An 18,100-nucleotide genomic window follows, 5' to 3' on the forward strand; every position below is an offset into this window, starting at 1 on the left:
TACTGTCGGCTGGGTGACGATCCGACTCGGTCTCCAGATCCCGAACTTCTCCTACGGCACCGGTGTGGCCGAACTGTTCCCCACCGTGATCGCCCAGGCCAGGGAGGCTGAGGCCGCCGGATTCGATTCGGTGTTCGTAATGGATCACTTCTACCAGCTGCCGCTGCTCGGCTCACCCGACCAGCCCATGCTGGAGGCGTACACCGCCCTGGGCGGCCTGGCCATCGCCACCGAGCGGGTTCAGCTCGGCACCCTGGTCACCGGCAACACCTACCGCAACCCCACCCTGCTGGCCAAGGCCATCACCACGCTGGACGTGATGAGTCAGGGCAGGGCCATCCTGGGCATCGGAACCGGCTGGTTCGAACTCGAGCACGACCAGCTCGGCTACGACTTCGGCACCTTCACCGACCGGTTCAACAAGCTCGAAGAGGCGCTGTCGATCATCGTGCCGATGACCGAGGGCAAGCGCCCGACGGTGAACGGCACGTATTACCGCACCCAGGAGGCGATGGCCAACCCGCGCTTCCGCGATCACATCCCGCTGATGATCGGCGGCAGCGGCGAGAAGAAGACGTTCCGCCTGGCCGCCCGCCACTTCGACCACCTCAACATCATCGCGGGTCTCCCCGAGCTGCCCGGCAAGGTCTCGGTGCTGGCCCAACGCTGCGAAGAAGTCGACCGTGACCCCGCGACCCTGGAAACCAGCGTGCTGGTCAGCGTCGTCGTCGGGGACAAGGTCAGCCCGGACCTGGCACCCAGGGAGATGACCGGTCGGATGGTGATCGGCACCCCGGAGCAGGTCGCCGAACAGATCAAAACAAGGGTGATCGACGTCGGCATCGACGGCGTCATCATCAACATGCCCGGCTACGTTCCCGGCGCGATCACCGAGGTCGGCGCGGCGTTGCGCCAGGTAGTCCCAGCCTGAACACCACCCGGGTGGCTGACATCACCACAGCCGTTCGGGGACCGACGCGAAGTCTGAAGCCGGGGCGACTACCGTAGTAGGGGTCCTGTGCGTGTCAATGAGGAGTAGAGAATGACCCATCCTGGTGCCACTCCATCGGATAAGCACAAGGTCGTCATCATCGGATCCGGCTTCGGCGGGCTCAACGCCGCCAAGCAGCTCAAGCGAGCCGACGTCGACATCAAGATGATCGCCAAGACCACCCACCACCTGTTCCAGCCGCTCCTGTACCAGGTGGCGACCGGCATCATCTCGGAAGGCGAGATCGCCCCGCCCACCCGAGTGGTGCTGCGCGACCAGAAGAACTGCCAGGTGCTGCTTGGTGAGGTCACCAACATCGACCTGCAGAACCAGACCGTCGACTCGATCCTGCTCGGGCACACCTACCGGACGCCCTACGACACGCTGATCGTGGCGGCCGGTGCCGGCCAGTCCTACTTCGGCAACGACCACTTTGCCGAGTGGGCCCCAGGGATGAAGACCATCGACGACGCGCTCGAGCTGCGCGGCCGCATCCTCGGCGCCTTCGAGCAGGCCGAGCGGTCCAGCGACCCGGTCCGGCGTGACAAGCTGCTCACCTTCGTGGTCGTCGGCGCCGGGCCCACCGGTGTCGAGATGGCCGGCCAGATCGCCGAGCTCGCCGACAACACCCTCAAGGGCGCCTTCCGCCACATCGATTCGACCAGGGCCCGGGTGATCCTGCTCGACGCCGCGCCGGCCGTGCTACCCCCGATGGGCGAGAAGCTGGGCCAGAAAGCCGCCGCCCGGCTGGAGAAGCTGGGCGTGGAGATTCAGCTCGGCGCGATGGTCACCGACGTCGACCGCAACGGCATCACCGTCAAGCGCGGCGACGGCACCATCGACCGCATCGAGTGCGCGACGAAGGTGTGGTCGGCCGGTGTGTCGGCCAGCCCGCTGGGCAAGATCATCGCCGACCAGTCCGGTGCCGAGGTCGACCGCGCCGGCCGCGTCAAGGTGCTCCCCGACCTGACCGTTCCCGGGCACCCGAACGTCTTCGTCGTCGGCGACATGGCCGCGGTCGACGGGGTGCCGGGCATGGCTCAGGGCGCGATCCAGGGCGCGAAGTACGCCGCCAAGCTCGTGACGGCCGAACTCAAGGGTGCCGATCCCGCCGCACGCGCTCCCTTCCAGTATTTCGACAAGGGCTCGATGGCCACGGTGTCGCGCTACTCGGCGGTCGCCAAGGTCGGCAAGATCGAGTTCGCCGGCTTCTTCGCCTGGCTCGCCTGGTTGTTCCTGCACCTGATCTACATGGTCGGGTTCAAGGCGCGACTGACGACGTCGCTGTCGTGGATCAGCACGTTCATCGGCAGCCACCGCGGCCAGTTGACGATCACCGAGCAGCAGGCCTACGCGCGAACACGCATCGAGCAACTCGAGGAGATCGCCGCAGCGGTCGAGGACGAGAAAGCCGCGTCCTGACGGACCGCACTGTGCGTTCGCTGGGGATACCCCGCGCGCGCCGGTATTTCAGCGGTTCACTCAGGTCCGCTGGCCTACGATGATCGCCAGCACACACCACAGCAAGGGGGCTCCATGTCATCAAGGTCTGTCCGCCGCGCGGCAGCCGCAGCGTTGGGCGCTACAGGGGTGCTGTTGAGCGTGGCTGCTCCCGCCTCGTTGGTCTTGGCCGGCCCGGCCGCGGCCGACCCACCGCCCAACTGCACCACCGCGGACATGACCGGGATCATGGCGGGTGTGTCGGCGGCCATGTCGGCCTACCTGTTCACCCACCCGGACGTGAACGATTTCTTCAGCAGCCTGCAGGGCCTGCCGAAGAAGGAGATCGGCGCCAAGACCCAGGCCTACCTGGATGCCAACCCGCAGATCCGCGCCGACCTGGACGGCATCCGTCAGCCCTCCACCGACTTCCGCGCCCGCTGCGGTCTCGTGCAGCGTCCGCTGGCTCCCGGGGTGGTCTGACCCGAGAGCGAAAGCCGGCGCACTCTAAGGTGGTCGGCGTGGTCATGAAGCCCGACGAACTCGTCTACCGGGTTCTGCAGCGGCTGCCGACCCGGGTCCTCTCCCTGCGCACCATCGTCATCGTCGCCGCACTGTCGGTGGTCGTGCTGGTACTGACGCTGGGCACCTGGGTGTGGATCGGCGTCACCCACGACCAGTACAGCCAACTCGACCGCCGGCTGGACTCGGTGAGCAGTCTCGGCGATTTCAGCACCCTGCTGAGCACCCGTCCACCCACCGAAGGGGCGCCCACCCCGGACGGCAAGGTGGTGCGCACGGTACGGGTCGGCGGTCTGGCGATGTCGGTACCACCCAACGTCGAGCTGCCGGAGCTGCCCAACGGCTACGCCAACACCACGATCGGCGGCGTCGAGTACCGCGTTCGGACGTTCTCGGTGGCCGGTGCGTCGATCGCTCTGGGCGCCCCGCTGTCCGAGACCAAGCACCGCATCGACGAACTGCATCTACGAGTGCTGCTGATCTGCGCGGGCGTGATCGTCGGCACCATCGTGGTGGGCTGGCTGATCTCACTGATCATGATCAATCCGTTCCGGTTGCTGGCCCAGCAAGCCCGGGCCATCAATGCCCAGTCCAATCCCGACGAGGTACAGGTGCGCGGTGTCCGGGAAGCCGTGGAGATCGCCGAGGCGGTCGAGGGCATGCTGGCCCGTATCGGTGACGAACAGGACCGCACCAAGGCGGCGCTGGAATCGGCCAGGGACTTCGCCGCTGTGGCCTCCCACGAACTGCGTACCCCGCTGACGGCGATGCGCACCAACCTCGAGGTGCTCTCCACGCTGGACCTGGGTCCCGAGCAGCGCACCGAGGTCATCGGTGACGTGATCCGCACGCAGAGCCGTATCGAGGCCACCCTGACGGCACTCGAGCGGCTGGCCCAGGGTGAGCTGACCACCGCCGACGACTTCGTGCCGTTCGACGTCACCGATCTGCTGGACCGGGCCGCGCACGACGCCGAGCGCATCTACCAGAACCTGAAGGTATCGCTGGTGCCCTCCCCGGCAGTCCTGATCGTCGGACTGCCGGTCGGGCTGCGGCTGGTCATCGACAACGCGATCGCCAACGCGGTCAAACACGGCGGAGCCACCGAGGTGCAGCTGTCGCTGCAGAGTTCGGCCGACGGCGTGCAGATCGCCGTCGACGACAACGGCAGCGGGGTGCCCGAAGCAGAACGGGCGGCGGTGTTCGAACGATTCTCCCGCGGCTCGACGGCGTCGCGTTCCGGATCCGGACTCGGCCTGGCCCTGGTGGCCCAGCAGGCCGAATTGCATGGTGGCACAGCTCATTTGGACAGCAGCCCGCTAGGCGGGGCGCGACTGGTCCTGACGCTGGCCGGCCGTCACGAATAAAGGCGGGCGCCCTGCCAGGTGGACAGGCTGCCACCACCGGCCAGGTCCAAGGTGGTACCTGCGGCGTCATCGGCGGGCTCGGGGAAACGCAACTCGCTGACACAGGCCAGCGGCGTACCCAACGCATCGTCGGCCACCGACCCCTGCCCGAGTTCGACCCGATGCCGCAACAGCGGCGCTCCGGACCGGTCGGCCCACATCGCCCCGCTCCAGAAACCTTCCCGCTCACCGGTTCGCCCGATCTGCACCCGTTCGCGGATCCGCAGCCGGGCCGTGTCGGCCAGCTGCACCCGGACCATGCTCAGATGCCGGGCGTCGGCGGCCACCACCGTCGGCTCGGGATCGAGGTCCAGCTCGCCGCCGACCTCGAGATGCCAGCAGGCCCGCGACTCGCGCGAGGCCGCACCGGGAAGTACCACGGTGGCCGCCGCGCTGCGCAATCGCAGCCGCGCACCAGGTTCGATGATCACCCGCACCGCGATGGTGTCACCACCGAGCGGGGTGGCCGCCGCCGACACCAAGTGCACGGTGTCGGCCTCGGTGTGCCGTGCCGCGAGCGCACCACGGCACTCGATGCGCGGCAGCCGGCCGGGCTGGGCCAGCACCATGACGTCGGAATGCACGGCGCGGACTCAGGCCGGCTGGTTGACGCGCAACTGCTCGCGCACCCACTCAAGGACCCGGGACGCCGCTGGATCTTCGGTGAGCGAGATCAGCGCCGTCGGGCGGCCCTCACGGACCTTGGCTGCGTCGCGGCGCATCACGTCCAGATCGGCGCCCACCAGCGGGGCGAGGTCGGTCTTGTTGACCACCAACAGATCCGAGAACGTCACACCAGGGCCGCCCTTGCGGGGCACCTTGTCACCGCCGGCGACGTCGATGACGAAGATCTGGACGTCGACGAGCCCGGAGGAGAACGTCGCGGTCAGGTTGTCACCACCGGACTCGACCAGGATCAGATCGAGATCGTCGTGACCGGCGATCAGGTCGTCGATGGCGTCGAGGTTGGCGGTGATGTCGTCGCGGATTGCGGTGTGCGGGCAGCCGCCGGTCTGTACGGCGGCGATCCGGTCGTCGGGTAGCACCGCGTGGCGGCGCAGGAAGTCGGCGTCCTCGGTGGTGTAGATGTCATTGGTCAGTACGGCCAGCGACAGCTCGTCACGCAATTGGCGGCACAACGCGGCCACCAATGCGGTCTTGCCAGAGCCCACGGGACCGCCGACTCCGATGCGCAGCGGTTCACCTGGCTGCCGCACCCGCCGGGGCCGCTCGGTGTGGTCATGCGGTTCGCCGTCAATGAAATGTGGTGGCATGGGGCTTCTTTCAGGAGGCGAACAGGGGACGGTCACGCTCGCCGTGGCGTTGGGCCAGCTCGTCGAGCAGCGGGTCGGACAGGTCGGCGAGACCTTCGGCGGCTTTGCTCGCGGTAGTCTCGCACAGCTGCGCCAGCCCGAAGGTCAGTGCCGCGACATCGGCGGGGTCCAACGCCAGCAGCCGCTGCGCGGCGGTCGCGGTTCCGGTCATCGTGGTGTACACCATCGACAGCGCGGTCTGCTCGGGTGTCAGCCCGCTCGCCGGGCCCACCCGGCCGGCGACCACCGCCAGGTGTGGCCGGTTGCCGAGGTCTGCCCAGTTCTCGGTGGGCCATACCCGCCGGGCCAGCCGCAGCAGCCCGCGGCCCTGGGCGCGGGAGGCCTGCCGAGCGGCCGGAGCCGGTGTGCGGGCGTCGGTTTCGGCATCGGCGGCGGCCACCGTGAGATCACCCCGGTGCACCGAGGCTGCCATCGAGGCGGCCACCAACCCGCTGGTCCTGATTCGCCGACGCAGGTAGGCGTCCAGTGTCGCCAGATCGACGACGAGCCGGCTGGTGACCGCTTCCTCCACCCCACCGGAGTGCACATGCCCCCCAGTGGGTAACCGCGAGTCGGCGAGGGTGAGAAGCGTGCTGAGCGATCCCATCAGAACAGGAAATAGCGTTGCGCCATCGGCAGTTCGGTGGCCGGCTGCTCCTGCCACACTTCGCCGTCGATGCGCACGGTGAACGTGTCGGGGTCGACTTCGATACGTGGTTGGGCGTCGTTGAGTGGCATCTGCGCCTTGCCGATCGCCCGGACGTTGCCGACCGGGACCAGACGGCGATTGACCGCGATCCGGTCGGCCAGTCCGTCCTCGATGGCCTGCGGGGCCACGAAGTGGACGGAGGTGGCGGCCGCCGCGGCGGGAGCGGCGCCGAACATCGGGCGCGGCAGCACCGGCTGCGGGGTGGGGATCGAGGCGTTGGCGTCACCCATTGCGGCCCAGGCGATCATGCCGCCCTTGAGCACCGCGTGCGGGCGCACGCCGAAGAAGGCCGGCTCCCACAGCACCAGATCGGCCAGTTTGCCCACCTCCACCGACCCGATCTCGTGGTCCAGACCGTGCGCGACTGCCGGGCAGATCGTGTATTTGGCGACGTAGCGGCGCACCCGGTTGTTGTCGGCGGCACCATCGCCCTCCAGGGCTCCGCTGCGGCGTTTCATCACATGCGCGGTCTGCCAGGTGCGCAGCACCACCTCACCGATGCGGCCCATCGCCTGAGCGTCGCTACCGATCATTGAGATGGCCCCGATATCGTGCAGCAAGTCCTCGGCGGCGATGGTCGAGGGCCGAATCCGGCTCTCGGCGAAAGCCAGATCTTCGGGCACCGCCGGGTTGAGGTGATGGCACACCATCAACATGTCCAGATGCTCGTCGAGGGTGTTCACCGTGTGCGGCCGGGTGGGGTTGGTCGAACTGGGCAGCACATTGGGATGCGAAGCGACGGTGATGATGTCAGGTGCGTGCCCACCGCCGGCGCCTTCGGTGTGATAGGCGTGGATCGAGCGGCCTTTGATCGCGGCCAGGGTGTCTTCCACGAACCCGGCCTCGTTGAGGGTGTCGGTATGGATGTTGGCCTGCACCCCCGCGGCGTCGGCCACCGTCAGGCAGGCATCGATCGCCGCGGGCGTGGTGCCCCAGTCCTCGTGCAGCTTGAAACCGGCTGCACCGCCGCGCAATTGCTCCCACATCGCCTCATGGCTGACGGTGTTGCCCTTGCCCAGCAGTGCGATGTTGAGCGGCCAGTGGTCCAGCGCCTCCAGCATGCGGGCCAGATGCCAGGCACCCGGCGTCACGGTGGTGGCTTTCGACCCCTCGGCCGGTCCGGTGCCGCCGGCGATGATGGTGGTGATCCCGCCGCCGATGGCCTCCTCCATGATCTGCGGGCAGATCAGGTGCACGTGACAGTCGATGGCACCGGCGGTGACGATGCGACCGTTGCCGGCGATGATCTCCGTGGACGGCCCGACCACCAGATCGGGGTGCACCCCGGACATGATGTCGGGATTGCCGGCCTTGCCGATCGCCACGATGCGGCCGTCACGAATGCCGATGTCAGCCTTGATGATTCCCCAGTAGTCGATGATCACCACGCCGGTGATCACGGTGTCGGGAGCGCCGTCGGCACGGGTGGCGCGCCCTTGGCCCATCGACTCGCGCAGCACCTTGCCGCCGCCGAACACCGCCTCGTCACCGGCCAGTCCCGGTCCCCCGCTGCGGTCCTCGGTGATCTCGACCAGCAGATCGGTGTCGGCCAGCCGGATCCGATCGCCGGTGGTGGGGCCGAACAGCGCGGCGTAGCGGGCGCGGGACAGGGCGGTCATCGGTCGATTCTCTTCGCGCAAGAGCTCATCGCAAGTCCAGCCTTCCGGGCGGGGTCAGGCTCAGCCCGTGCACTTCCCGGGTACCGCTGAGCGGAACGAGCGAAACACGCTGGGCCACGCCGGGTTCGAAGCGGACGGCGGTGCCGGCCGGGATGTCGAAGCGGTGACCGTGGGCGGCGGCGCGGTCGAACGACAGTGCGGCGTTGGCCTGCGGCAGGTGCACGTGGCTGCCGACCTGGACCGGGCGGTCGCCGGTGTTGACGATCTCCAGTTCCAGTCGCGGTGCACCGGCGTTGAGTTCGATGTCACCGTCACCGAGGAGGACTTCTCCGGGAATCACTACGCGCTCCTGGCGGTCACGGAATCGGATGGTGGACGGTGACGAGTTTGGTGCCGTCCGGGAACGTGGCCTCGACCTGCACGTCATGCAGCATCTCGGGCACGCCCTCCATGACGTCGTCACGGGTGAGTACCTCGCGCCCGCTGACCATCAGCTCGGCCACGGTGCGACCGTCGCGGGCGCCCTCGAGAATGTGGTCGGTGATGATCGCGACCGTCTCGGGGTGGTTGAGTCTCAGACCGCGGGCCTGTCGGCGGCGGGCGAGGTCGGCCGCGTACGAGATCAGCAGCCGGTCGGTTTCATGCGGTGTCAGGCGCATAGTGCGCGATCCTGCCACGCCGCCCCGAGATCAGCAGTGCGGCGGTGCCTACTGCTGCGGATCGGCTTCCAGGTTCTGCAGCCGAACCTGGCCGCGCGCCAGCAGACGGTCGTTGTCGTCACGGATGGTGACCAGCCACAGCTGCTGACGCCGGCCCCGGTGGATCGGTTCGGAGACGCCGTAGACCGTGCCCGAACCGATGGCCCGCAGAAAGTCGGTGTTGTTGTTCACGCCGACGACGTTGCCGCCGCCGTTGGCGGCCAGCCACGTGTAAGCCGATGAGCTGGCCATCGACTCGATCACCGCACAGTAGACACCGCCGTGCACGATGCCCTTTGGTTGCAGCAGGTTGGGCGTCACCTCGAGCTGCGCCTTGGCACCATCACCGGTGAGCTCGGTGTACGTCAGCCCGAGTTGGTTGTCGAAGGGGGCTTCGAAGGTGATCTGCTCGGTCAACGACTGATCTGGTTGCACGCAACTGTGTTTACAGGGACGGACCCCGCGCGTGATGCGCGGGGTCCGTCCTCGGGATGGACCGGGAGTCTCTGCAGCCCTCAGGACTCCGGCGCGGTCCGAAGTTATGACGCCGTTCGACGCAGGGCGCGTACCGGCAGCCCGAAACCGGCCAGCGCGTCGAGCAGCGCCTGGGCGCGGCGCATGCAGACCACCTCGCTGGCGCCGGACATCAGCGGGACCTGGGTGGCGGTGATCACCGAGGCGGCACCGACCGACTGCCACATGGCGGTGGCGGTCGAGGCGCCGGCGCTGAGGCGCTGCAATTCGTCGAACAGCGGGGCCAGCGACCGGTGGCAGCGGTGGGCGGTCCAGGTGGCCAGGGCAGCTTCGCCGGGCAGTCGGACCACGCCGGTGCCGGCCGGGTCGCCGGGCAGCACGCGAAGGGTCGGGTTGACGACGCCTGCCCAGTCGATCGCACCCTCGGAATCGACGTGCATCCACAGGTTGTCCGGCCCGGCGTCCCAGGCCCGGCCCTCGAGCATGAGCAGCGTCAGGACCCGGCCCAGCACCGCGTGGGTGAACGCCGCGGCGACCTGGGCGGCCGCGGTCCGGCGGTTGTCCAGATCGACGACGGCGGCGTCGTACATGCCGGCCAGTCGACCGCTGCCGATCACCGATTCCAGTGGCCACCACCGCCGGCGAGAGACATCGGCCATCAGGGCCACGCCGTGCACCCGGGGCGCATCGGGAGTCAGCCGCCGCAACCGCCGGCTGGACTCGTGCACGGGCAGCACCCGGCGGATCGTCATCGCTCTGATCAATGGATCGGCGACCGCTGCGGTCACAGCACCTCCTCATGTAAGTTAGGTAAGCCTAACCACAAATTGATGGCCTGAGTACAGCCTTGCCTGTGTGAGTGCTGTCACACCAGAAATGGAGAGACATGCCCTGGCCTGCGCTCTTGGCGAATCGGACCGAACAGCCGGGAACACCACCGGCGAAGCGGGAGTTGAGCAGGCAAGTTGGATACGACGCCCGGTAGTAACCGGGAGTACCCTTACGTCATTGCTACGGAGATGAACGGAATATGCCCAAGTTGAATCGTCTCGGCGAACTCGAACGCGCGGTGATGGACCACCTGTGGGCCGCCGGCGAGCCGCTGACCGTCCGACAGGTGCATGAGGCCCTCTCCGCGGAACGCGATCTGGCCTACACCACCGTGATGACGGTCCTGCAGCGGCTGGCGCGCAAGAACCTGGTGTCGCAGATCCGCGACGACCGCGCCCATCAGTACGCGCCCGTGCACGGCCGCGACGAACTCGTCGCCGGACTCATGGTCGACGCCCTGGACCAGGCTGCCGACTCCGGTGACCGCCGCGCCGCGCTGGTGCACTTCGTCGAGCGCGTGGGTGCCGACGAGGCCGACGCGCTGCGCCGTGCGCTGGCCGAATTGGAGGCCAAGCACCGGACATCCCAACCCGCTGGCGGCACGCCGGTCGCCTGAGGGACACTGAGTATGTGTCCGCGCTGGCCTTCGCTCTCCTAGCGCTAACACTGGTCGGCCCGGTGCCGGCGGTGTTGGCGCGGGCGTCGTGGACCTTGCGCGCCCCACGGGCCGCCATCGTGCTGTGGCAGTCGATCGCCGTCGCGGCCGTGCTGTCCGCGTTCAGTGCCGGCCTCGCCATCGCCAGCAGGTTGTTCGTCCCCGGCCCCGACGGTCGACCGACGGCCACCGTCACCAGCGAGATCGCCGCCCTGGGCTGGCCGCTGTGGCTGCTCTACGTGGCGGTGTTCGCGGTGACCCTGCTCATCGGTGCCCGCCTGATGGTGGCTGCAGTGCAGGTGGCCATCGCCACCCGCAGGCGCCGCGCCCACCACCGGATGGTCGTCGACCTGCTAGGTAACTGTCCGGACCGCTCGAGCGGTCTGCGAGTCCTGCACGTCGACGAACCGCTGGCCTACTGCCTGCCTGGGGTGCGCAGTCGCGTGGTGCTCAGCGAGGGCACGCTGTCGACGCTCACCGACTCCGAACTCGTCGCAATCCTCAGCCATGAGCGCGCCCACCTGCGCGCCCGCCATGACCTGGTGCTGGAAGCGTTCATCGCGGTGCACACCGCCTTTCCCCGCTTCGTCCGCAGCGGCAGCGCCCTGACCGCCGTGCAGTTGCTGGTCGAGCTGCTTGCCGATGACGCTGCCGTCCGCAGCGCCGGCCCCACTCCCCTGGCCCGCGCGCTCGTTGCCTGCGCATCGGCCCGCACCCCGTCCGGCGCGCTGGCCGCCGGTGGCCCCACCACGGTGATCCGGGTACGCCGGCTGTGTGGCGGACCCAACAGCGCATGGCTGGCACTGGCCGCTTACACCGCAGCCGCCGCGATCCTCGTCCTTCCCACCGTCGCCGTCGCGGTGCCGTGGCTGACCGAGTTGCACCGATTGTTCTTCACCTAGCTGTACCTAGCTGTACCTAGATGTACCTGGCGAAAGCCGCTCTGTCGCACCACACCTACTCGAAAGGCGTTAGATGAGCTCGTCGCACAGCAGCACGAACGGCACCGCACAGATCGGCGTGACCGGCCTGGCCGTGATGGGCTCCAACCTGGCCCGCAACTTCGCCAGGCACGGCTACACCGTCGCCCTGCACAACCGCTCGGTGGCTAAGACCGACGCGCTGCTCGAGCAGCACGGCTCCGAGGGCAACTTCGTGCGCAGCGAGACCATCGAGGAGTTCCTGGCCGCGCTGGAGAAGCCGCGCCGGGTGATCATCATGGTCAAGGCCGGCGACCCGACCGACGCCGTCATCAACGAGCTGGCCGATGCCATGGAACCCGGCGACATCATCATCGACGGCGGCAATGCGCTCTACACCGACACGATCCGGCGTGAGAAGGCCATCCGCGAGCGCGGCCTGCACTTCGTCGGCGCCGGCATTTCCGGCGGCGAGGAGGGCGCCCTCAACGGGCCCTCGATCATGCCCGGCGGCCCCGCCGAGTCCTATGTCTCGCTGGGCCCGCTGTTGGAGGAGATCTCGGCGCACGTCGACGGCGTGCCCTGCTGCACCCATATCGGCCCCGACGGCGCCGGGCACTTCGTCAAGATGGTGCACAACGGCATCGAGTACTCCGACATGCAGCTCATCGGCGAGGCCTACCAGTTGCTGCGCGACGGCCTGGGTCTGACCGCCCCACAGATCGCCGACATCTTCGCCGAGTGGAACTCCGGCGACCTGGACAGCTACCTCATCGAGATCACCGCTGAGGTGTTGCGCCAGATCGACGCCAAGACCGGTCAGCCCCTGGTCGACGTGATCGTCGACGAGGCCGAGCAGAAGGGCACCGGCCGGTGGACGGTCAAGTCCGCCCTGGACCTCGGCGTGCCGGTGACCGGGATCGCCGAGGCGGTCTTCGCCCGCGCACTGTCCGGTTCGGTTCCGCAGCGTAAGGCGACGACCGGCCTCGCCTCCGGCGAACTGGGTGAACGGCCCACGGACGCAGCGCAATTCATCGACGATGTCAGCAAGGCGCTGTACGCGTCGAAGATCATCGCCTACGCGCAGGGCTTCAACCAGATCCAGGCCGGCAGTGCCGAGTACAACTGGAACATCACCCCCGGCGACATGGCGAGGATCTGGCGCGGGGGTTGCATCATCCGGGCCAAGTTCCTCAACCGGATCACCGAGGCCTTCGACGAGTCCCCCGACCTGGCCACGTTGATCGCGGCCCCGTACTTCCGGGACGCCGTCGAGGCCGGCATCGACAGCTGGCGCCGCGTCGTGGTGAAGGCCACCGAACTGGGTATCCCGATCCCCGGCTTCGCCTCCGCGCTGTCCTACTACGACGCGCTGCGCACCGAGCGGCTGCCGGCCGCACTGACCCAGGGGCTGCGCGACTTCTTCGGCGCGCACACCTACGGGCGCACCGACGCCGACCCGGCCGCCCGCTTCCACACCCTGTGGAGCGGCGACCGCAGCGAAGTCGACGCCTAGGGTTTCCAACTAGGCTGACCGGGTGCGATTCCTCGACGGCCACCGGCCTCCGTACGACCTGACCTACGACGACGTCTTCATCGTCCCGAACTCCTCGGACGTCGCGTCCCGCTTCGATGTGGACTTGTCGACCGCCGACGGCACCGGCACCACCATCCCGGTGGTGGTGGCCAATATGACCGCGGTCGCCGGTCGGCGGATGGCCGAGACGGTGGCGCGCCGCGGCGGGATCGTGGTGCTCCCGCAGGACCTGCCGATCGAAGCGGTCAAGCAGACCGTGGACTTCGTCAAGAGCCGCGACCTGATCGCCGACACCCCGGTCACCCTGGGACCGGAGGACTCCGTCTCCGATGCGGTCGCGCTGATCCACAAGCGTGCCCACGGCGCCGCCGTGGTGGTTGCCGACGGTAAGCCGATCGGGCTGGTCACCGAGGCCGCCACCAGCGGGGTCGACCGCTTCGCCCGGGTGCGCGACATCGCGGTCACCGACTTCGTCACCGCACCGGTGCACACCGACCCCAAGCAGGTGTTCGCGCTGCTGGAGCACGCGCCCGTCGACGTGGCGGTTCTCACCGGCGCCGACGGCTCGCTGGCCGGTGTGCTGACCCGCATCGGCGCGATCCGCGCCGGCATCTACCGCCCTGCGGTCGACGCCTCGGGCCGGCTGCGGATCGCGGCGGCGGTGGGCATCAATGGTGACGTGGCCGCCAAGGCCGGGGCGCTGGCGGAGGCCGGGGTCGACGTGCTGGTCGTGGACACCGCCCACGGCCACCAGCGCAAGATGCTCGACGCCATCAAGGCGGTGTCATCGCTGGGCCTGGGCATCCCGCTGGCCGCGGGCAACGTGGTCTCCGCCGAGGGCGCGCGCGACCTGATCACCGCGGGCGCCTCGATCGTCAAGGTCGGCGTGGGCCCCGGCGCCATGTGCACCACCCGCATGATGACCGGCGTAGGCCGGCCGCAGTTCTCCGCCGTGCTCGAATGTTCAACGGCAGCAAGGCAACTCGGCGGACATGTGTGGGCCGACGGCGGGGTGCGGCATCCGCGTGACGTCGCACTGGCGCTAGCGGCGGGGGCCTCCAACGTGATGATCGGCTCCTGGTTCGCCGGTACCTACGAGTCGCCCGGCGACCTGATGCACGACCGCGACAACCGACCCTACAAGGAGAGCTACGGAATGGCCTCCAAGCGGGCGGTGGCGGCACGCACCAGCGGCGACAGCGCGTTCGACCGGGCCCGCAAGGCACTGTTCGAAGAGGGGATCTCCACCTCGCGGATGGCGCTGGATCCCAACCGCGGCGGCGTCGAGGACCTGCTGGACCACATCACCTCGGGGGTGCGCAGCACGTGCACCTACGTCGGTGCGACGACGATCTCCGAACTGCACGAACGCGTCGTCCTCGGGGTGCAGTCCGCGGCCGGATTCGCCGAAGGACACCCCCTGCCGACCGGCTGGTGACACATCCCGGTGCGCCGGAGCCGCTACCATGGGGCGACTACCATAGGGCTCAGTTCGAGCCCCACCGAGGAAAGGGATCCCGTGCCGCAGGCACCCGTCGAGGCCCCCGCGGATCGGGCTGCCCGGGTCGAGCAGCTACCGGACGAGGCTGAGGCCGAACCCTCCCCTAGACAGCCGGGCGAACGGCCCGGCGACAAGTCGGTGAGGACGCAGTGAACGTCCTCTATACCGTGTTGAGCCTGTTGGCGATCGTCGTTCTGACCATCGGCACCGCCCTGTTCGTCGCTGCGGAGTTCTCGCTGACCGCGCTGGAACGCAGCACCGTCGACGCCAACGCGCGCACCGGCACCCGCCGCGACGCGATGGTCCAGCGCGCTCACCGCACGCTGTCCTTCCAGCTGTCCGGCGCGCAGCTCGGCATCTCGATCACCACGCTGGCCACCGGTTACCTGGCCGAGCCGGTGTTGGCCCGGCTGCTCAACCCCGTGCTGAACGCCCTCGGTATCCCGGCCGACGTCGTGCCGGGTATCTCGCTGGCGCTGGCCATCCTGATCGCCACGTCGCTGTCGATGGTGTTCGGCGAGCTGGTCCCCAAGAACCTGGCCGTTGCCCGGCCGCTGCCGACGGCCAGAGCCACCGCGGGATTCCAGCTGGTGTTCTCGACCGCGATGACACCGCTGATCAAGGCCACCAACGGCACCGCGAACTGGATCCTGCGCCGCATCGGCATCGAGCCGGCCGAGGAACTGCGCTCGGCGCGCTCCCCGGAGGAACTCGGGTCGTTGGTGCGCAACTCCGCCGAACGCGGCGCCCTCGACGAGGCCACCGCCGCCCTGGTCAACCGCTCGCTGCAGTTCGGCTCCCGCATCGCCGAGGAATTCATGACTCCGCGCACCGAGATCGAGGTGCTGCAGGCCGACGACACCATCACCGATCTGGTCGCCGCGGCCGCCGAGACCGGCTTCTCCCGGTTCCCCGTGGTCGACGGGGACCTCGACGAGACCATCGGCATCGTGCACGTCAAGCAGGTGTTCGCGGTACCCGCCGAGATGCGGGCCAGCACCCGGCTCAAGGTACTGGCGGTGCCGGTGCCCACCGTCCCGTCCACCCTCGACGGCGATGCCCTGATGACCCAGGTGCGGGCCAACGGCCTGCAGACGGCGCTGGTGGTCGACGAGTACGGCGGCACGGCCGGCATGGTCACCGTCGAGGACCTGATCGAGGAGATCGTCGGCGACGTCCGCGACGAGCACGACGACTCCACCCCCGACGTGCAGAAGACGCCGCTGGGCTGGCAGGTGTCGGGGCTGCTGCGCATCGACGAGGTCGACGAGGCCACCGGCTTTCGGGCCCCTGAGGGTGAATACGAGACCATCGGTGGGTTGGTGTTGGAGAAACTCGGCCACATTCCCGAACTCGGCGAGTCCATCGAACTGTCGGCCTTCGACCCCGACGGCCCGTTCGACGATCCGGTGCGCTGGCGCGCCACCGTGGTCGCGATGGACGGCCGCCGCATCGACCAGTTGGCGCTGATCGAACTGGGCCGCGAGGACGCCCATGCCGAGGCGGAGGCCACCGATGGGCGGTGACATCTTCGGCGTGCTGCTGACCATGGCGCTGCTGGCGGCCAATGCGTTCTTCGTCGGTTCGGAGTTCGCGTTGATCTCCGCGCGGCGCGACCGCCTGGAAGCACTCGCCGAGCAGGGCAAGAAGAGCGCGGTGACGGTCCTGCGGGCCGGTGAGCAGCTGTCGCTGATGCTGGCCGGCGCCCAGTTGGGCATCACGGTGTGCTCGATCCTGCTCGGCCGCGTCGGCGAACCTGCCGTCGCGCACCTGCTGGAGAAGCCGTTCGACCTCGTCGGGGTGCCCGACGCCGTCCTGCACACCGTCTCGTTCCTGGTGGCGCTGGGGATCGTGGTGACGCTGCACGTGCTGCTCGGCGAGATGGTCCCCAAGAACATCGCCATCGCCGGACCGGAGAAGACGGCCATGCTGGTGGTGCCGTTCTACCTGGTCTACGTCCGGATCGCCCGGCCGTTCATCGCGTTCTACAACTGGGCAGCCAACGCCACGCTGCACCTGTTCGGCGTCGAGGCCAAGGACGAACTCGACGTGACGGTCTCCACCGTCGAATTGGCCGAGATGATCGCCGAATCCAGTTCCGAGGGGCTGCTGGACCCCGAGGAACACCTGCGCCTGACCCGGGCCCTGCAGATCCGTAACCGGGTGGTCAACGACATCGCCGTCCCATTGGCCCAGGTGCGGGCGGTCCCGGTCGCCGGGCCAGGTCAAGGGCCGACGGTGAGCGCAGTGACCGAGGCGCTGACCGATACCGGGTACTCCCGCTTCCCCGTCGTCGGCGCGGACGGCTCGCTGATCGGCTACCTGCACATCAAGGACGTGCTGTCCCAGATCGACGATCCGCAGACGGTGCTGGACACCGCGGTGGTGCGTCCGCTGCCGCAGCTGCCGTCGGACATGCCGCTGCCCGACGCGCTGTCACGGCTGCGTGCCGACAACAGCCACCTGGCCATGGTGATCGCCCCCGACGGCCGGGTCTGCGCGATGGCGGCGCTGGAGGATCTGGTGGAAGACCTCGTTGGCACGGTGCGCGACGGAACCCACCGTGCGTGAGGTCGTTCTCGACCAACACGACTGGCTGGCCAGGGCCGCCGCCCACCGAGCCGACGTCGAGGCGCTGACCGACGATCACCAGCGCCGCGCCCGACGTGGCGAAGCTCACCCGGTCTGGGATTTCCTGTTCACCTACTACAGCCTGCGCCCGCGCCAACTCCGGGTGTGGCATCCCGGTTACCGCACCACGCTGGCCGGCGCCGCGGCCCGCGAGTACCTCGACCGGGCGGGCTACGAATGCACCGCGGCCGGAGTGACGGTGAGCGCCGAGTATCTGCTGGGCCGCCTGGACGCGGTGCACTTCGTCGCCGGGCTGTTGCGCGCCACCGCCGATCGGGCCCCGCAGTACACCTGCTTCGGCATGCACGAGTGGGCGATGGTCTACCGCACCGACGACGTCCGGCACGGCGCGGTGCCGCTGCGGTTGGGCCCCGCGGGCACCGACGCGGTCGTGGAGTCAATGCCATTGCGCTGCAGCCACTTCGATGCGTTTCGCTTCTTCACCCCGGCCGCCGTCCCCCGCAACCAGGTGGCACCGACCCGGACCACCCAGGGCGATTGGGAGCAGCCGGGCTGCCTGCACGCCAACATGGACCTCTACAAGTGGTCCTACAAACTGGCGCCGCTGGTGGGATCAGACCTGGTGCTGGACTGTCTTCGGCTGGCGGCCGATGCGCGCGAACTCGACATGCGGGCCAGCCCGTACGATCTGAGCGCGTTCGGATTCGACCCGATTCGCGTGGAAGACCCCGCCGGGCGGGCGGAATACGTCCGCCGCCAGAGCGTTGTCGCCCAGCGCGCCGCACCACTGCGGGCCGCACTGCTCGAACGCTGTGAGCAGCTGGAAACGGCTGCCACAGCGCAAGAGGGCACGTTACTGACGGGTAAGCTGAATGGATTGTCGTGAGGGAGG

19 protein-coding genes are annotated in these 18,100 nt (G+C 68.7%); 11 read left to right on the forward strand and 8 right to left on the reverse strand.

Annotated features, from left to right (window positions below; genetic code table 11):
* Nucleotides 1-13 precede the first annotated feature (13 nt).
* From G6N35_RS07405 to G6N35_RS07420, 4 genes are all read left to right on the forward strand, one after another.
* Nucleotides 14-931, forward strand: coding sequence for an LLM class F420-dependent oxidoreductase (locus G6N35_RS07405; RefSeq protein WP_163803667.1), 918 nt, complete (start codon nt 14-16; stop codon nt 929-931).
* Between the two features lie 111 nt (nt 932-1,042).
* Entirely contained in the window at nt 1,043-2,413 is a 1,371-nt protein-coding gene (locus tag G6N35_RS07410) for a type II NADH:quinone oxidoreductase Ndh (RefSeq protein WP_163803668.1), read from the forward strand.
* A gap of 114 nt (nt 2,414-2,527) precedes the next feature.
* Nucleotides 2,528-2,914, forward strand: a complete 387-nt coding sequence (locus tag G6N35_RS07415; protein WP_163803669.1) for a heme-binding protein — start codon at nt 2,528-2,530, stop codon at nt 2,912-2,914.
* Between the two features lie 44 nt (nt 2,915-2,958).
* Nucleotides 2,959-4,320: a sensor histidine kinase gene (locus G6N35_RS07420; protein WP_163807536.1), complete on the forward strand. Its 1,362-nt coding sequence runs from the start codon at nt 2,959-2,961 to the stop codon at nt 4,318-4,320.
* Here the strand turns inward: G6N35_RS07420 and G6N35_RS07425 are convergent.
* The 8 genes from G6N35_RS07425 to G6N35_RS07460 all read right to left on the reverse strand — a co-directional run bounded on the left by G6N35_RS07425 (nt 4,311) and on the right by G6N35_RS07460 (nt 9,960).
* Nucleotides 4,311-4,943, reverse strand: coding sequence for an urease accessory protein UreD (locus tag G6N35_RS07425; RefSeq protein ID WP_163803670.1), 633 nt, complete (start codon nt 4,941-4,943; stop codon nt 4,311-4,313). The two genes, G6N35_RS07420 and G6N35_RS07425, sit on opposite strands and share 10 nt — an antisense overlap.
* Before the next feature lie 9 nt (nt 4,944-4,952).
* The gene (gene ureG / locus G6N35_RS07430; protein WP_163803671.1) at nt 4,953-5,633 is read right to left on the reverse strand and encodes an urease accessory protein UreG; all 681 of its coding nucleotides are present in this window, start codon (nt 5,631-5,633) and stop codon (nt 4,953-4,955) included.
* A gap of 10 nt (nt 5,634-5,643) precedes the next feature.
* Nucleotides 5,644-6,279 carry an urease accessory protein UreF gene (locus G6N35_RS07435; RefSeq protein ID WP_163803672.1) on the reverse strand — a complete coding sequence of 212 codons (636 nt, stop codon included), beginning with the start codon at nt 6,277-6,279 and terminating at the stop codon, nt 5,644-5,646.
* Nucleotides 6,279-8,000, reverse strand: coding sequence for an urease subunit alpha (locus G6N35_RS07440; protein WP_163803673.1), 1,722 nt, complete (start codon nt 7,998-8,000; stop codon nt 6,279-6,281). The genes G6N35_RS07435 and G6N35_RS07440 overlap by 1 nt, the downstream gene beginning before the upstream one ends.
* Nucleotides 8,001-8,025: 25 nt before the next feature.
* Nucleotides 8,026-8,340, reverse strand: a complete 315-nt coding sequence (locus G6N35_RS07445; protein ID WP_163803674.1) for an urease subunit beta — start codon at nt 8,338-8,340, stop codon at nt 8,026-8,028.
* A 16-nt stretch (nt 8,341-8,356) separates the two neighbouring features.
* Nucleotides 8,357-8,659, reverse strand: coding sequence for an urease subunit gamma (locus G6N35_RS07450; RefSeq protein ID WP_163803675.1), 303 nt, complete (start codon nt 8,657-8,659; stop codon nt 8,357-8,359).
* Between the two features lie 48 nt (nt 8,660-8,707).
* The gene (locus tag G6N35_RS07455; protein ID WP_163803676.1) at nt 8,708-9,133 is read right to left on the reverse strand and encodes a PaaI family thioesterase; all 426 of its coding nucleotides are present in this window, start codon (nt 9,131-9,133) and stop codon (nt 8,708-8,710) included.
* A gap of 104 nt (nt 9,134-9,237) precedes the next feature.
* Nucleotides 9,238-9,960 (reverse strand): iron reductase, encoded by a 723-nt coding sequence (locus G6N35_RS07460; protein WP_163803677.1) that lies wholly within the window; start codon nt 9,958-9,960, stop codon nt 9,238-9,240.
* Between the two features lie 242 nt (nt 9,961-10,202).
* Between G6N35_RS07460 and G6N35_RS07465 the strand changes: the two genes are divergently transcribed.
* From G6N35_RS07465 to G6N35_RS07495, 7 genes are all read left to right on the forward strand, one after another.
* Complete coding sequence (locus G6N35_RS07465; protein ID WP_163803678.1) at nt 10,203-10,619, forward strand: BlaI/MecI/CopY family transcriptional regulator; 417 nt, start codon at nt 10,203-10,205, stop codon at nt 10,617-10,619.
* A 14-nt stretch (nt 10,620-10,633) separates the two neighbouring features.
* Nucleotides 10,634-11,560 (forward strand): M56 family metallopeptidase, encoded by a 927-nt coding sequence (locus G6N35_RS07470; RefSeq protein WP_163803679.1) that lies wholly within the window; start codon nt 10,634-10,636, stop codon nt 11,558-11,560.
* Nucleotides 11,561-11,633: 73 nt separating this feature from the next.
* Nucleotides 11,634-13,094, forward strand: coding sequence for an NADP-dependent phosphogluconate dehydrogenase (gene gndA, locus G6N35_RS07475; protein ID WP_163803680.1), 1,461 nt, complete (start codon nt 11,634-11,636; stop codon nt 13,092-13,094).
* Between the two features lie 22 nt (nt 13,095-13,116).
* Entirely contained in the window at nt 13,117-14,553 is a 1,437-nt protein-coding gene (locus G6N35_RS07480) for a GuaB1 family IMP dehydrogenase-related protein (protein ID WP_163803681.1), read from the forward strand.
* Nucleotides 14,554-14,765: 212 nt separating this feature from the next.
* Nucleotides 14,766-16,142 (forward strand): hemolysin family protein, encoded by a 1,377-nt coding sequence (locus G6N35_RS07485; RefSeq protein ID WP_163803682.1) that lies wholly within the window; start codon nt 14,766-14,768, stop codon nt 16,140-16,142.
* Nucleotides 16,132-17,187 (forward strand): hemolysin family protein, encoded by a 1,056-nt coding sequence (locus G6N35_RS07490; protein ID WP_163803683.1) that lies wholly within the window; start codon nt 16,132-16,134, stop codon nt 17,185-17,187. The genes G6N35_RS07485 and G6N35_RS07490 overlap by 11 nt, the downstream gene beginning before the upstream one ends.
* The gene (locus G6N35_RS07495; protein WP_407664516.1) at nt 17,180-18,094 is read left to right on the forward strand and encodes a 3-methyladenine DNA glycosylase; all 915 of its coding nucleotides are present in this window, start codon (nt 17,180-17,182) and stop codon (nt 18,092-18,094) included. The genes G6N35_RS07490 and G6N35_RS07495 overlap by 8 nt, the downstream gene beginning before the upstream one ends.
* Nucleotides 18,095-18,100 lie beyond the last annotated feature (6 nt).

Origin of the sequence: Mycolicibacterium anyangense (assembly GCF_010731855.1) — a bacterium.
Classification (GTDB): Bacteria; Actinomycetota; Actinomycetes; order Mycobacteriales; family Mycobacteriaceae; genus Mycobacterium; species Mycobacterium anyangense.

What these genes read in the sequence shown, in the direction of transcription:
- G6N35_RS07410 (WP_163803668.1), top strand. Translation starts at nt 1,043, where the DNA reads ATGACCCATCCTGGTGCCACTCCATCGGATAAGCACAAGGTCGTCATC.
- G6N35_RS07490 (WP_163803683.1), top strand. Translation starts at nt 16,132, where the DNA reads ATGGGCGGTGACATCTTCGGCGTGCTGCTGACCATGGCGCTGCTGGCG.
- G6N35_RS07435 (WP_163803672.1), bottom strand. Translation starts at nt 6,279, where the DNA reads ATGGGATCGCTCAGCACGCTTCTCACCCTCGCCGACTCGCGGTTACCC.
- G6N35_RS07440 (WP_163803673.1), bottom strand. Translation starts at nt 8,000, where the DNA reads ATGACCGCCCTGTCCCGCGCCCGCTACGCCGCGCTGTTCGGCCCCACC.
- G6N35_RS07450 (WP_163803675.1), bottom strand. Translation starts at nt 8,659, where the DNA reads ATGCGCCTGACACCGCATGAAACCGACCGGCTGCTGATCTCGTACGCG.
- G6N35_RS07465 (WP_163803678.1), top strand. Translation starts at nt 10,203, where the DNA reads ATGCCCAAGTTGAATCGTCTCGGCGAACTCGAACGCGCGGTGATGGAC.
- G6N35_RS07415 (WP_163803669.1), top strand. Translation starts at nt 2,528, where the DNA reads ATGTCATCAAGGTCTGTCCGCCGCGCGGCAGCCGCAGCGTTGGGCGCT.
- gndA (WP_163803680.1), top strand. Translation starts at nt 11,634, where the DNA reads ATGAGCTCGTCGCACAGCAGCACGAACGGCACCGCACAGATCGGCGTG.
- G6N35_RS07420 (WP_163807536.1), top strand. Translation starts at nt 2,959, where the DNA reads ATGAAGCCCGACGAACTCGTCTACCGGGTTCTGCAGCGGCTGCCGACC.
- ureG (WP_163803671.1), bottom strand. Translation starts at nt 5,633, where the DNA reads ATGCCACCACATTTCATTGACGGCGAACCGCATGACCACACCGAGCGG.